The 13,780-nt window shown below is 30.6% G+C and carries 16 protein-coding genes; 10 read left to right on the top strand and 6 right to left on the bottom strand.

All coding sequences use genetic code 11. From position 1 onward, the window contains the following. Window positions 1-508: 508 nt before the first annotated feature. The 9 genes from ABD816_RS17390 (at window position 509) to ABD816_RS17350 (ending at window position 8,481) form a co-directional block, all read left to right on the top strand. Complete coding sequence (locus tag ABD816_RS17390; protein WP_344929565.1) at window positions 509-1,261, top strand: hypothetical protein; 753 nt, start codon at window positions 509-511, stop codon at window positions 1,259-1,261. Between the two features lie 196 nt (window positions 1,262-1,457). Continuing rightward, window positions 1,458-1,913: a hypothetical protein gene (locus ABD816_RS17385; RefSeq protein ID WP_344929564.1), complete on the top strand. Its 456-nt coding sequence runs from the start codon at window positions 1,458-1,460 to the stop codon at window positions 1,911-1,913. Window positions 1,914-2,129: 216 nt separating this feature from the next. Continuing rightward, on the top strand, window positions 2,130-3,101 hold the full coding sequence (locus ABD816_RS17380; protein ID WP_344929563.1) for a DUF4240 domain-containing protein: 972 nt from the start codon (window positions 2,130-2,132) through the stop codon (window positions 3,099-3,101). A gap of 173 nt (window positions 3,102-3,274) precedes the next feature. Further along, complete coding sequence (locus ABD816_RS17375; RefSeq protein ID WP_344929561.1) at window positions 3,275-4,000, top strand: hypothetical protein; 726 nt, start codon at window positions 3,275-3,277, stop codon at window positions 3,998-4,000. Window positions 4,001-4,149: 149 nt separating this feature from the next. Further along, the gene (locus ABD816_RS17370) at window positions 4,150-5,172 is read left to right on the top strand and encodes a ligand-binding sensor domain-containing protein (protein WP_344929559.1); all 1,023 of its coding nucleotides are present in this window, start codon (window positions 4,150-4,152) and stop codon (window positions 5,170-5,172) included. Between the two features lie 318 nt (window positions 5,173-5,490). Beyond that, window positions 5,491-6,045 (top strand): hypothetical protein, encoded by a 555-nt coding sequence (locus tag ABD816_RS17365; protein WP_344929556.1) that lies wholly within the window; start codon window positions 5,491-5,493, stop codon window positions 6,043-6,045. A 218-nt stretch (window positions 6,046-6,263) separates the two neighbouring features. Next, complete coding sequence (locus tag ABD816_RS17360; protein WP_344929554.1) at window positions 6,264-6,878, top strand: hypothetical protein; 615 nt, start codon at window positions 6,264-6,266, stop codon at window positions 6,876-6,878. 355 nt (window positions 6,879-7,233) lie between these two features. Next, window positions 7,234-7,659: a hypothetical protein gene (locus ABD816_RS17355; protein ID WP_344929551.1), complete on the top strand. Its 426-nt coding sequence runs from the start codon at window positions 7,234-7,236 to the stop codon at window positions 7,657-7,659. 357 nt (window positions 7,660-8,016) lie between these two features. Further along, entirely contained in the window at window positions 8,017-8,481 is a 465-nt protein-coding gene (locus ABD816_RS17350) for a hypothetical protein (RefSeq protein WP_344929549.1), read from the top strand. A gap of 446 nt (window positions 8,482-8,927) precedes the next feature. Here the strand turns inward: ABD816_RS17350 and ABD816_RS17345 are convergent, their stop codons facing one another. Continuing rightward, entirely contained in the window at window positions 8,928-9,755 is an 828-nt protein-coding gene (locus ABD816_RS17345; protein ID WP_344929548.1) for a phosphodiester glycosidase family protein, read from the bottom strand. 74 nt (window positions 9,756-9,829) lie between these two features. After that, on the bottom strand, window positions 9,830-10,330 hold the full coding sequence (locus ABD816_RS17340) for a hypothetical protein (RefSeq protein ID WP_344929545.1): 501 nt from the start codon (window positions 10,328-10,330) through the stop codon (window positions 9,830-9,832). Window positions 10,331-10,678: 348 nt separating this feature from the next. On the opposite strand from ABD816_RS17340, the gene ABD816_RS17335 reads away from it, so the two are divergent. Beyond that, entirely contained in the window at window positions 10,679-11,185 is a 507-nt protein-coding gene (locus ABD816_RS17335; RefSeq protein WP_344929544.1) for a hypothetical protein, read from the top strand. Here ABD816_RS17335 and ABD816_RS17330 read toward each other — a convergent pair. The 4 genes from ABD816_RS17330 to ABD816_RS17315 form a co-directional block, all read right to left on the bottom strand. Continuing rightward, window positions 11,174-11,362: a hypothetical protein gene (locus ABD816_RS17330; protein WP_344929543.1), complete on the bottom strand. Its 189-nt coding sequence runs from the start codon at window positions 11,360-11,362 to the stop codon at window positions 11,174-11,176. The genes ABD816_RS17335 and ABD816_RS17330 overlap by 12 nt on opposite strands. A 58-nt stretch (window positions 11,363-11,420) precedes the next feature. Next, window positions 11,421-12,296, bottom strand: coding sequence for a hypothetical protein (locus ABD816_RS17325; RefSeq protein WP_344929542.1), 876 nt, complete (start codon window positions 12,294-12,296; stop codon window positions 11,421-11,423). 209 nt (window positions 12,297-12,505) lie between these two features. Continuing rightward, window positions 12,506-13,192, bottom strand: a complete 687-nt coding sequence (locus tag ABD816_RS17320; protein ID WP_344929541.1) for a hypothetical protein — start codon at window positions 13,190-13,192, stop codon at window positions 12,506-12,508. A gap of 135 nt (window positions 13,193-13,327) precedes the next feature. Further along, window positions 13,328-13,750: a hypothetical protein gene (locus ABD816_RS17315; protein ID WP_344929539.1), complete on the bottom strand. Its 423-nt coding sequence runs from the start codon at window positions 13,748-13,750 to the stop codon at window positions 13,328-13,330. Between the last annotated feature and the right edge of the window lie 30 nt (window positions 13,751-13,780).

The raw sequence follows: 13,780 nt of genomic DNA, 5'->3' as shown, positions 1-13,780 counted from the left end.
TAGGTGGTAAAAGACTTAACTGATCTTGATCGTAAGTCTTGAAGATTACTTTGCGACTCATAATCTAAATTTACAAATAACCGAAATTTTATACAAAAAAAAGACTGCCTTTTTAGACAGCCTCATTAACTCTATATGATGAAAGAAATGATTGGGATGAAGATGATTGGGATGAATGGAGAACTCAGGAAAATTCTGACTTAAGTAAAGTTTATGTTTATTTTGAAAAAAAATGGAAAGATGATTGGACAGACATTGCTGATTTGTATAATAAAAAAAGAACATAATACTACCACTAACAAGGGCTATAATTAATACGGGGTTTAGTGTTTAATCCAAAGTTTAGTGTATTTTTTAGAGTCCGCCAAATCTTTTGATTTAGCTTTAAAAATGAAAAAATTAAAACAAAATAAAAAGTTTTGGCTAAGTGCTTAACTCGAAATTAAGTGTATTTTAGTTCCATACTAACAATAGCCTAGCCGTTAACAACAATATTAAATTATGTAAAATGGGAAGATGGAATACTTTACACTTATTTGATGTTAAAAAATTCTACAATGATATAACTCCCACTTTACGAGGTGAAAAAGGATGCTTAGACAAGGATTATGTTGAATTTTTAAGCTCATATAGAACTGGAGGTATATCCAAACTAGAACGGTATGAATTAATAAAAATAATTGATATTTCTATATCTAAAATAATAGAAATATCAAATCAGTTTGATTTAAGTTTTACATATCATAAAATATATAATAATATAAGGTCTTGGGATGATCAAAGAAAGTATCTGAATGAGAATCAATACTATTATGAATTCAATGCATTTTTTGAGTATTACATTTTTAAATATTGCTCAGATTTTTCTCCTTATATCGCCTGTAGCAAATATGGCCTATTGAGTAATTTAGATCCAAAACGTAACTCTGTTGGTTATGAAATTTTGTGTATCCTTGAAAATTATGACAATTTCTTCTGTTCGGATGGAAATGGAATTGTTAGTTGGATTTCTATTGAAGACACTGAGATATTATCGAATTGTAAAGAAGACTTCTTCTCTAGATATTCTTACAAAGATAATGATTTCAGTTATCTCGAAGGGTTCATGAAATTTGTAGAAGTTGCAACTATCAATGAATTAGGGTTAATAAGAGGTCAAGATGTTAGAGAATGGACTTTGGAAAAGTTACCACAATTTAAGCTAGTACAAAAAGGTGATTGGAATCATTTTAAATTCAAAGAAGTACTTATATTTCGATAGGTAAAAAACTGATAATATCATATTTGAAATCAGAGCAAAATTTAGTAGTAGATCGAAAGGTCATTTCCTTTTTGCAATTGCGCTAGATTTTTATAAGTTAAACAAGAAATAAAAATGCGCAGATAGATCAATTGGTTCATGCTTGCTTGCCTTGCTCCGATTCATATATTTAGCGTTGTGTGTAAATAAAATCAATATGAATAATCAAAAAGAAATTAAATTATCATCTAATTGGACTAATGTTGGGCTATACGGAGGAAGTTTATTAGTACTTCTAATGACTCCGGTTCTAATTTTCGTTTTAAAAGAACAGAAATTTCATATTGGAATGGTAATTGGCGGAATAGTTTATATTGCTCTGGTTGGATTTTTAATCTATCAATTTCTATATGTATGTGATGCCAAAATCATAGGAGATAAAATTGTACTTAAAAAGAAATTCAAACCATCTAAATCATATTCTTTTGATAGAATTGGATATCCAGAATCTTTTCAATTGAAAAGAACGAAATATATAACTGTAGAAATGAAAAATGATGACAATACAGTTGAAAAATATTTAATTGTAAATTCAAAATCCTTGCTTTCATTTAAAAATAAGGATGCTGAACAAACATTGATTAGTTTACGAAATTTAGCAAGAAAAAAATAAAACTACACACAATACGGTGTCCTATAAAACATAGCTAATAAGTGTTTAACTGAAAGTTTATGTATATTTAGAAAGTCCTCCAAATTTTTAATTTGGCTTTTAAAAAAGAGAAAAGTTAAAAACAAAATATAAAAATTCGGCTCTGTGTTAATCCGAAAAGTTAGTGTCTTTTTACACGCTACGTTTCATGCAGAAGTCCATTGGCAAACATAAAAAATGATCGTAAAGGAAGGAGACATATTCATAACCGAACTGGAGAGAGCTTTTTTTGGAGCATTTAAAGTAATTAAAATTGGAAAGTCATTCTTCGAAGAGATAGATGGAGATTTAATAATGCTCGGTGTCCTGAATTATATGGATAAGAAAAAACCGGAATTAGATGATGAAAGACTAAATCAAGTTCTTTGTTGCGATAGATTTTTCTTCTCAAATCAATATTCAATTAATTTTTACACCAATAATCCAAAATACAATGATTTAAGCAAGTTTGAATATCTTGGTAATAAGCCAATGACAACATTCGAAAAAAGTATTAACTTCAAATTGGGAGATGGAAGAAGTGGCTTAAAAGGAGGCTTTCCTTTGGTAGGTCTAATGGAATCTGACTTTGGTAAAACAGCTTTTCTCGAATGGCGTTGGATTAATGAAAAAGAAGAGTTTAGAAAAGAAGTAGAAATAGAAAATGAAAAAGCTCGTGTAGCTAGAGAGGAGTACAGAAAGCGGTCTATGAAACCTAAAAAAATGTTAGACGACAATCTATTTTGGGAAGTAATTGAAAAAATCGACTGGACAGAAGAAGGTGACCAAGAAAGAATGAAACCCGCAATAGAATTCTTATCAAAGAAAAAAGTTAGTGAAATAAAACAGTTTAAAGAAAATCTAAGCTACAAACTTTATATATTGGACACCAAAAAAAACGCTCAAAATATTGGAGAATACTCATACAAAGAAGATGATTCTTATTTCTCCGTCGATAACTTTCTTTATGTAAGATGTTGTGTTATTGCTAATGGCAAGGAATACTTTAAAAGTGTCTTGAAAAACCCAAAAGAAATGCCAAAAGATGGAGACTTTGAACCTTTATTGTATATCGCTGAAGAAGCCTATGAAAAGCGAATGAATAGAGAGTTGGAATATGAGACAGGTTGTGATTATGAGACATTTTCAAACATCAAAGGTTGGAAATAAAAACGGTTGCCGTGTATAATTAATTGCTAGATCACTGACGACTTACGAACATTCCTGCGGAATATTCTATCTGTGATTTATTTGCTAAATTAGGTGCTTAACTACGCAACTAACCATACACAATCACGTTAGCTACAATTAGGTACGTTAAACACAAGAAAAACTAAATAAATATGGGTTGGGATATAAGCTATCATCCAATATCTGAAGAACAAATAAATGAATGGTATTTTGATGTATTAGACAATCAAGAGTTGATTGAAAAATTATCGACTGAAAACAAAATTGAAGATTTCTATAAAGAAAAATATAAGGAAACCATAAATGTTGGTTTAGAAACTAAAACAGATGATATTTTCGATAAAAGTCACGGGTATTATATTGCAGTAGTACAAGGATTTTTTCAAAAGTTTTTTTATACTAGAGGTTCTGCCCTATCGTTTTCGGAAAACCAATTATTTAAAGAATATTACAAAAAATGGGATAAAATAGTTTCAAGTGAAAAATTGACCAAAAACGTATACAATCAAATTATCGAGAATTACTGTTCAGGAGTTTATATCCCTAAAAACAAAGTAGTTGAATTACTAAACGAATATGAAAAGAATTCTGAAGTTAAAAAAGAATTAGATGAGGTATTCTCTCATAATAGAATTAAAGTATTTTTAAAAGCTCTAAACTTTGCTAAAGAAAATGAATTAGGACTTCTAGAAGCAACCGAAGTTATTGAACCAAATCCTATGGATTTGAATAATTCATCTTGTTATTCGAATTTATTTAATTGCGACCCAGAAGGAGCAATGCTTTATCAACAAACTGCAATGGAACAAATTGCAGAAATCGAAAAAAAACAAAATTTAAGACAGGTGAAATATCATCAAAAGCCGAATATAAAGTAACTAATATTGAACCAAAAAAAGAGAAAAAAGGATTCTGGAAAAAACTTTTTGGAAAATAAAAACTATTGCCAACATTGTTGTTAGATTCCATATGCCACCTTCGGCAGGCAAACGCAACTTACAAGCAACATTGTTCTTAATATCTAAAAATGAAAAAAAATATAAAATTATTTGCTGTAATATTAATGCTTGTTTTTTTCATTTCTTGTAAAGAAAAAGGCAAAATTAACCTGTCAAAAAACACTATCCTTAAGCCAGAAATCGAAGATGTAACCACTTCCACTTTGCCTAACCATATCACTCGTAATATAATACAGGATAGTAAGGGTAATATTTGGATTGCTGCATTTGACGGTGTTTTTCGATATGATGGAAAATCGTTTACCAATATTACAAGTAAAGTAAGTTCAGCTCGTTTTTTTTCTGTTTTAGAAGATAGAAAAGGAAATTTTTGGTTTAGTTCTATTGGTTCAGGGGTTTATTACTACGATGGGAAATCCTTTCAAAATTTCACAACAATGGACGGACTTGCCAATGACCGGGTTACTGATATTTATGAAGATAAAAGCGATAACATTTGGTTCGGTACTGAAGGCGGAGTAAGCAAATACAACGGGGAATCTTTTCAAAACTTTACAATCAAAGGAGCACTTCCTAATAATAACATTAATTCTATTATTGAAGACAAAACCGGAAAATTATGGTTTGGTACTAAGGGTAGTGCATTCGTTTATGATGGAAAAACATTTACCATTATTACCCATAATGACAAACCTTTCAAGAATGTTTGTAAAATAATTGAAGATAAAAAAGGAAATATTTGGCTCGGAGGAAATGACGGGCTTTGGAGTTATAACGGTCGTACATTTACAAATTTTACACAAAATTTTATTGGGTATATCTACGAAGATAAAAATGGCAACATTTGGACTAGTTCTCAAAGGTTTAAAGACCAAAGGTGGCTGCTTTCCCGTTATGATGAAGAGTCATTGTCTAATAAAAAGCCAACTGCTACTGAAATAGAATCAGAATATGAAGCCAATAAAGGAATGATTTTTGGTATTTTAGAAGCTGATAACGGAAATATTTGGTTTGGCACTTTAAAAGGGTTGAATCTTTACGATGGAGCGTATATTTATGATGGAAATGTTATTAACATCAAAAGTAAATAAGGTCAGGATGGAATTGCGTTCATAATAGATTATAAAAATATAGTATCGAGAAATAATGCCATAAGTGCTTAACAAAACGCAGAACAATGTCACAAACAGAATAAAACACTAAGTATAGCACCTTATATATCAAATAGGGCTGGTTTGTGTTAGTTCAAAAAGTCTGTGTTTATTTAATACGTTGGCAAATCTTTTGATTTGACTTTATGATAAAGAGATAAATCAAAATAAAAAAGTGTAGCTTAGTGCAAGACCAAAATTAACCGTTTGCCTTCTGCTCTAAATACCATATATTTAATGCTGTGCTTACTGCGAAAAATGGAGATAAACGAAAAATTATTAAAACAAATTATACCACCTATAATAAGACCTGATGGGAAAGACAGGGAATGGTTTAATAATGATGAAATTCTCTCTAAACTAAGCAAAGAGGAATTAAAAATTGTTGAGGAGCAATTAATAGATATGCTTAAAACAAGTAATGATACTTTAATACCTCAAACACTTATCAAATTGGAATCCTTAGATTCTATACCAGTCATGTTAGAAAAACTGGAACTAATAAAAGACCCATTTAATAAAATAACTTGGGCAAGTTTCATTAATGAGATAAAGAATGGCGATAAAGAAATGGAACAAGTTGCTTATCGCGAATTTGGAAAACTAGAATTTATATATGAAGTTCAAGGTCCAATTTTTCATGATTTGATAAAATTCAAAAGCGAAAGAATTAATAACCTTATTAACAAATTCACTGACCATAAATATTTTTTAGTAGCTCACCACGCAAAACTCGTATTGAATCATAAGGGATATGCCGAATCTTATGAAAATAAAACTCGAATTAAAAATTGGTGGAAGTTTTGGGAATAAAAACTACTGGTAACAACACCTAATGTAATAATACGGTGTTTAGGTTTAATCGAAAGGCATTTGTCTATTTGGTTTGTCGCCAAAGTATTAAATTTAGTATTTTAGAAAATATAAAAACAAAACATAAACTTTGGCTTAGTGCTGGATCGGAAACCAGTGAGTTTCTACTCCAGCACTAAGCATAGCTAAACGTTACCACACATTAGAAAAAAATAAGAATGGGAATATTTGACATCTTTAAAAAAGAGAAAAAAAACTCAAATCATGCGACTGATAATGGAGTTTTAGGACCAACTTTTCTTGAAGAAAATGTTGAACATATTTCCAATCCTAAGGAATTACATTCGCACGAATGGAGACGAAAACTTAAATCAAAAACTGGACAGACATTTTTTGAAATCAAGTATTATGGACAACTTCACTCTGACTATAAAAACTTAATAGAAGGAACCGACTTTGCTCCTGCTAAAATTATTGCAATTGATATAAATGATAAAAGCGAATATTTATTGTTTGACGGATGTAATCACGGATATAACGCTATGTTTTGTGACAAATATTCTGACGAACAAATAAATAATAGAATTGCTGACAAAACATACAAAGACGAAGAAGGAAACAGCAAATTTGAATTGATTATATCGACATATAACGGAATAGATTATAAAGATGAATTTAGAGAAGATGTTGACTCAAATGGACAAATAGAACTAATAAACGAAAAGAAGGTTGATTTCGAAAATGTAAAACGCAATGGATTTGACACATTACAAATCTGGACTATTGACAAGAATGGAAATAAAATAGAAATAGTTTCAGAGGAATTAGCTTAAAAAACGTGTGGTAACAACACCTATGCGATAATACGGGTTAAGGTTTAATCATAAGGCTATTACTTATTTGGTTTGTCGCCAAAAATTTAAATTTAGTATTTTAGAAAATATAAAAACAAAACATAAACTTTAGCTAGGTGCAAGATCGAAAATCTGTGATATTTTGCTCCCCCACTACGCATAGCTAAACATTAGCAAAAATTATGCATCTGAAAATCTTTACACTAATTATGTTATTTATTCAATAAATTACTCTCAAGTTCAAAAATTAGAAATTCAAAATCTAAGTTTTAAAGCTAAAAGTGATTTTACGGTATCTAAAAAAAATGATAGACGAATTTCTCTTATTGATACTTTGAGTATCGATGATAAAAAAATAATAAAGAAAATATCTGTTAGCCCTAACGTAATAAACCCAAAAACCAATAAAATTAACGATATCACTGATATAATGGATTTAGAGGTTATTTCTATCATCGAAGATAATTTTAATAAAGAAAAAGAAATTCAAGGAACTACTGAATTAGATGGAAAGAAAATTATTTATCGAGAAACAATTAAAGAAATATACAATGATTTTAGATACACAAATCTAATTGGATATGAATATTCGAATAAGTTCTATTTCTTTTTATCAAAGGACGAAATAGTATCGATTGACTATGTGATTCATTTGGTTAACAAAGTTGATGAAATATTTGACGTTAATAAAATATCAAGGATTATTGCTAAAAGTATAAATCTTGGAGATGTAAATGACATTATACTTAGTATGAAATAGACTTGTGCTAACAATAGCAACTTTTGCATAACTATCCTTTTCCATAATTAAATATGATTTTTAGTTATTTTAATGAAAATTGATACTGGATATCGATATCTTATAAATGATCATAACCTTAAAAATGAATGATCTATCAGAATGTTAGGTCGTGCAACAGCCACACTATATATGATGTCATAACAACTAAGGAATAAATCCAATAGTTGTTGTATTTTTGGTAAGTCGTAATGCCTGTAAAAAGTGATATTTAACAACCAATACGAAGAAAAATCGAAAAATAAATAGTTTGTTGTTTTACTACCGCATTTATATTTAACGTTAGCATTCATAACTATGTATATTAGCGAATATTAGATGAACGAAATTCTAAATCAAAGAAATCCCAATGAAATTGCTGAGTACTTTTCAAGCATTCAAATTAGGTATGGATTTAAATTTGATTTCAGTCTAGAAAGCCTGGAAAAAGAAGTCGATAGATTTCTTGAAGAGAATTCAAATCTGAGTGAATATACACAGACAATTATTGAATCACTTTTGACTGCATATGTTGGAGAAACAATTTGTCGATTATACAACGGAAAATGGTGTGGTGAATTTTGTGGACCACTTAATAAAACTGGCTCCAACTATTATTTGTGCTGGATAGAAATAGGCGATTTTAAGTATAAACCAAGTCAATTCATAGGATATTATTTAGGAAATGGTAAAAAGAGCGAAGGTTCTTTTTATGACTATCTACACAATAGAGATACAAGCAAAGGAATCTTTACTGATTTACTAGGTGGCGGATTATTGAAACGAATAGAATCTGAAAGATAATAACGTGTTACAATAATGGTAACCGTTCCACAAGCCTCTAAAAAGAATAAACCTGCTTATAAGATTGACACCCAAGCTCAGGTTTTTGAGTGGGACATTACAATATCCTAGAAATATAATTGTATTCTAAATAGCTTATTTAGGCCATTAGTAAAGTTTTTAAGGTTATCTATTTTGGTTATATATGCCTTTTTGTTGAATTACAATTACTCAAATGTAGTAATACCATTAACGAATAAATAGTTCTCATTTTTTAAAATTCAATCAATTTTCTAAAAAGTTATGTTTCCTTTCACCCTTTTTAGATCCTGCTTTTACAAGAAACTAATAGCGTTCATTAGGTAGAAAATTACACATAAAAAAGTGTAGCTGCAATTGTTATTTTATTTCACCTAGCACTTATAAATCCAGCGGATTTCTGGTAAAATTAATTAAAAACAAACAAATTATTTTTTACTTATCCCAATCACATTAGGAATCTTCCAAAATTGATCATTATCATCATATTCATTAAATCCGGTTTCATAACTCCCTATCACAGCTTTTTTGACACCTTTATAATTTAGATAAAAAGACGCTTCGGGTCCGCCTTCCAGATACATGAGGTTATATAATTTTAGCGGAGATTGCAACAAAATATCTACAAAATCATGCACGGTATATGGAGATCGGGATATTATAAACAGCGCATTACCATCTATATCTTTGCCAATGACCACCATACTCCATCTTTTATTTTGCTGACTCCATCTGTTTTTCTGATTACAATCCACCATTCTTATAGATTGGCTGAATGTATTATATTTATTCTTTAAGGTTTCCCAATCCTGACAGGTCCGATCTATAATCTGAAACTCGGGTACTGTAGTATCTTTTCTGTTACATGCCAGCACCGTATTATCCTTATTTATGTTATTATTATTTATAAAATCATAATCTTGCATATAGCCCAAATTTGTAGCATGATCCATCTGATACATTCCTGCATTAATCACTGCAATTTGTTGTTTATCTACCGCCCATTGACTAGCTATTCTGGTATGCTCTCCCGATTCTTTTGCGCTAAAAAGGTTAAAATCATATTTAGTGGGATCTATCTTTAGCACAGTAATTATATGATCCCCCATAATAGATTTTTTTGGGGATGGATAGGTTGCTAAATGCAATCCGTCGTCTATCTTGATCCAATCTAATAGTTTCGTTTTATCCTGGGCGTGCAACAGAAGTGCAGACATGGTAAACAAGAAGAAAATTATGTTTTTTAATATATTCATGTTTTTTAAAAATCGTTATTGTTTTATACTGCTACCTGCTCCTACAATCTAATTCATCAGGGCATCAATTACTTTTAAATTTTCTCCAGAATAAGACCCCCCACAGAATTTCCTCCCAGATACCAGTTACCATCATATCGGATTGCATTCACAATTTTAATTACAAACTGTTGTTCTTTACTACTAATCGTTACTTCAATAGATCGATGCAGTACCATATTAGAGACGTTAAATATAGAATCCGGCATATCTACCACCTCAATACCTTCTAATGTTATAGTACTCCATTCAATCCCCTGTTGCTCTCCTTCTGTAAGTAAATCAGAAAGATACTCTTTATTTTGTTGTATACCCTTACGATATTCAGGATACAATTTCTGTATATTTTCTGGAGTTTCCTGGGGCTCTATAATTTGAAGCAATCCCTGAAGTTTATCGATAGGAACCATACCTATAGATTGTAGATTTTTTGATTGAAATGCTTCAAAAACCGTTTGTCCATAAGAATTTGGGACTGGTTCTGTAAAGGATTGCATACAAATAAACAGTACAAAAAATAAGAGTAACTTTTTCATGGTTGAAATCTTTAATTATTGATATCATAAAGATAGCTGCTATCATGATATTTTGGATCTCAGGATACATATTTGCTTTTAGTCAATACATATTTGCCCTATACCTGCACATTCCTTCCTATCTCATTTTAATCAAGCTTTTGATTCTTTATCCTATATTACTTATGAAATGTGTATATTAACAAGAACATATTGAATGCATGACATCGCCCCAGAGGTGTCAGATATAAGAAACAAGACTTTTTTTACTGATTATTGAATCTAAATATCCTGATGCTATACACTATATGCGAGACAAAAATCTCAGGGGAATGCTATTGACTAAAACATACTCTTACTGTATTACCGATGATAAATAATACTATTAATAAGCCAAAATATCATAAAGGAGGTATGATTGCCCTAAAATATGGAGTACTCTGTTTTGTAGTTTTTATGGCCATACTACCTTTGCTGAAATCAGAATCATTGATTTACCTATTTTTTATGATATTTTTATTCTTCGCAACGTTTCCCATAAATGCTATCCTTATGACGTTAGCATTTATTGGTGGTTTATATTATTTTGGAACTATTGCAGAAAAAGATTTGAGGAAAAAAGCAAATTTATTAAATGCGTCTTCTAGTTTTTCGTTTAGTGTTGATATTTTAATTTGGTTTGTCGCGTATTTATCATTTCTACTATTTGGTCATCCGGACTTTAGTGCGGATCAACTGGAAATAAACTACGTCAGGGAGCATTATTTTATAGCTTTAATCGTAACGCTGCTGAGTATTTTAGTAACGGGTGTGCTCACAACTTTTACCTTTGGGTTATTGATTGTATATAGAATTAAAGCAAACTTAAAAGAATAGTATGTTTGAAAATATATTGATTTTTATGATTGCCGCTATTGTCATTATCATTTTTATAGCTTCTCTCATTGTGGGTTTTGTATTATTGATAACAGGCATTTCTACTAAATCTTCCAGTACAAAAAACATTGCCTTTCTGATTTTAGCATTTCCAATTGCTATTTCTCTTTGTACCATAGCCATAATGTTCTTTGGTGAATAGTAGTACTATTTAATCCGTTAATTCCATAAGTAATTACAACCGTGTATATTTTATCCGGATATCATGAATACAATGCTCTGCATCTCTACTAATCTCTAATTCATTTATTTGGATAGCTTTCCCTTGTATGTTAGCACAAAAATCTATAAACGTTATTACTTTTTCATTTACTGACACTGGTAAATCCAACTCATCGCAGAGATAAGACTTAAAACTCTGAACATCTGCCTTTCCCTCTCCTACTAAATGAAGCATTGCCATGAATCGGGATTCTGAAATATGGGGAACATTATGTGCTGATGATCCATTAGTTGCTACATCAGGTTGGATCGCAGGAATCCCCGTAGTAATTCTTAATGCAGGTTCTCCTATTAAACGCACCCGCTCTGGCTGGGATATTGTGGCTAGATGAGGTGGTGGAGGTTCTTCAATGTGCGTAGCAGTCGTATCTTTGCACGCTTTTTTATCTTTTATTTTATTGAAGTCAACCTGACTTCTTTTATTTGTATCAATTTCTATCGTTTCCTTTTCTTGTAAATCCGCATTCACAATTTCCACGCTTTCAATTTTCTGTTGTTGTCCCTTTGTATTGGTACAATTGACTAAAGTAGTACCCATAGTAATCAACAAAGCCAGTAAAAAAGATCGTCTGAATGAATATTTTTTTTGGACTACCTCCATAGATATCGATAGGTTTATGGAATCCAAAGTTTGCGGATCAAATCGGCCACAAATTTTCTCTTCCTTATGCTGTATCAAATAGTCTTTAACCGCTGCAGCCGGCATCCCTGTAAAATCCACAACTGTAGTTGCGCAAGCATTACAGAATCGCCCTTTTTCATTAGCTGTCATCGATTGCCAGTTTTCATGACATGGATTTGGAATAGATAATTGATATAATTTTTTCATAAGTATGTTCTATTTATTCCTTTTTTGTAATATATACTAAACTCTATTTCTCCTTTTCAATAAAAATTGAACATGATTTTTTACTCATCTCATCCTATCCAGCTAAAGGAAAACTAAACTCCTATCCAGAGATATTACAAACTCTTTCCTTACTATGTACTTCATACTTTTTATATAAAACTTTGTATTAAAATATAATATCCTCCACTCTATTTCCTAATATACACCTGTAAGTCTTCACTTTTCTGAAAAGCATACGCCATGGATTTATTATAGAATGATTTAGAAGGTTTATGATTAGCCAGGGATACTACCAGAGGTAAGTGTAATCCCCATGATCTGGATTTTTTAGTTGTTCCAGACTGTACCACAACTACATGCCCATAGGATTGCGAGGTATCAATAATAATGGCAAGTCCCCCATTATTAGCATGCTCCTGCGCAGTATCAATAGCATTTTGGTCTGTTGCTGATCCTATATTACTCCATGATCGTGATCTGGTTACAATTGGTTGTATACTATCATATATCATATAATTCTGATCACGATCTTTAAATTCATTTGCTTTATAAACCTTACCCATAAACGAGGTAATCTTATTTCTACAATCAGAACGTTTTTCACTCACTGATTTACAATTTTGAAAATCCAGTACCGTACTTTCTAATTGTTTCTCTGTAACAGTTGCCCTTACTCCTGTAGCATCTGTTACTGCTTTTTCTGGAATATCTTCTTCTGCTTTTTGTGGTATCGATTCTTCTGTATCATCATTTGATGATTCTATAGTAGTTTTTTGATCCTCTATGGTCTCCCGATCTGAACCTTTACTATCATTATTCTCCTTACACGAAAGCAATAAACTAAAGACTGCTATACATACTATTACTCTTCTCATTTAATTGTGTTTTGATTATACTATTCATTTTTTGATATATAAAGATACCTCATATTATATTTCTATTACACTAGAAAACAAATTTGAGTTTACTGATTACATATTATATATGTCTAAATATATACAATTGTTTAGTTATTTCTTCTTTATGACACAGCCTCTTCCTCCATATAGATGAATAGCTAATGCATTAAATTCTTCCTGTACTTTTATAATATCAATATGGTATTGATGACTTATTTCAATCAACTTTTTCTTTAACTTGTGATTTTTGCTCATAGCAATTCCCGCCATGATAAAAACAGTCAGGACAATAATACCTACAATAGAAAGCTCTACTGTCTTTATCATTTCATAAGTATCATAAGCATAACTTCTTCCTGCCAGAAAAACGTTGTGAATTAAAAAAAATACACCAATAAGAATAAAAGGAATTTTTACATAACTTTCCATTGCTGTAGACTGACTATATAAAAGAAGTGGTTCTTCTAGTGTGTTAGAAGGAGTTTTTTCTATAATTTCTAATTGTATTTCTTCTGCGTCATTACTATGTTCCATCCTATTATTTTTTTTAAGTATTAATTCAAT

Source organism: Aquimarina addita, assembly GCF_039539305.1.
Lineage (GTDB): Bacteria > Bacteroidota > Bacteroidia > Flavobacteriales > Flavobacteriaceae > Aquimarina > Aquimarina addita.
The sequence above is the reverse complement of the archived record's forward strand: the minus strand, read 5'-3'. Positions and strand labels throughout refer to the sequence as shown.

Bases quoted from the DNA above. Each gene is read 5' to 3' on its own strand.
- ABD816_RS17375 (WP_344929561.1), top strand. From the start codon at position 3,275: ATGGGTTGGGATATAAGCTATCATCCAATATCTGAAGAACAAATAAAT.
- ABD816_RS17385 (WP_344929564.1), top strand. From the start codon at position 1,458: ATGAATAATCAAAAAGAAATTAAATTATCATCTAATTGGACTAATGTT.
- ABD816_RS17335 (WP_344929544.1), top strand. From the start codon at position 10,679: ATGATAAATAATACTATTAATAAGCCAAAATATCATAAAGGAGGTATG.
- ABD816_RS17315 (WP_344929539.1), bottom strand. From the start codon at position 13,750: ATGGAACATAGTAATGACGCAGAAGAAATACAATTAGAAATTATAGAA.
- ABD816_RS17340 (WP_344929545.1), bottom strand. From the start codon at position 10,330: ATGAAAAAGTTACTCTTATTTTTTGTACTGTTTATTTGTATGCAATCC.
- ABD816_RS17325 (WP_344929542.1), bottom strand. From the start codon at position 12,296: ATGAAAAAATTATATCAATTATCTATTCCAAATCCATGTCATGAAAAC.
- ABD816_RS17350 (WP_344929549.1), top strand. From the start codon at position 8,017: ATGAACGAAATTCTAAATCAAAGAAATCCCAATGAAATTGCTGAGTAC.
- ABD816_RS17320 (WP_344929541.1), bottom strand. From the start codon at position 13,192: ATGAGAAGAGTAATAGTATGTATAGCAGTCTTTAGTTTATTGCTTTCG.
- ABD816_RS17345 (WP_344929548.1), bottom strand. From the start codon at position 9,755: ATGAATATATTAAAAAACATAATTTTCTTCTTGTTTACCATGTCTGCA.
- ABD816_RS17390 (WP_344929565.1), top strand. From the start codon at position 509: ATGGGAAGATGGAATACTTTACACTTATTTGATGTTAAAAAATTCTAC.
- ABD816_RS17360 (WP_344929554.1), top strand. From the start codon at position 6,264: ATGGGAATATTTGACATCTTTAAAAAAGAGAAAAAAAACTCAAATCAT.
- ABD816_RS17370 (WP_344929559.1), top strand. From the start codon at position 4,150: ATGAAAAAAAATATAAAATTATTTGCTGTAATATTAATGCTTGTTTTT.
- ABD816_RS17330 (WP_344929543.1), bottom strand. From the start codon at position 11,362: ATGGTACAAAGAGAAATAGCAATTGGAAATGCTAAAATCAGAAAGGCA.
- ABD816_RS17380 (WP_344929563.1), top strand. From the start codon at position 2,130: ATGATCGTAAAGGAAGGAGACATATTCATAACCGAACTGGAGAGAGCT.
- ABD816_RS17365 (WP_344929556.1), top strand. From the start codon at position 5,491: ATGGAGATAAACGAAAAATTATTAAAACAAATTATACCACCTATAATA.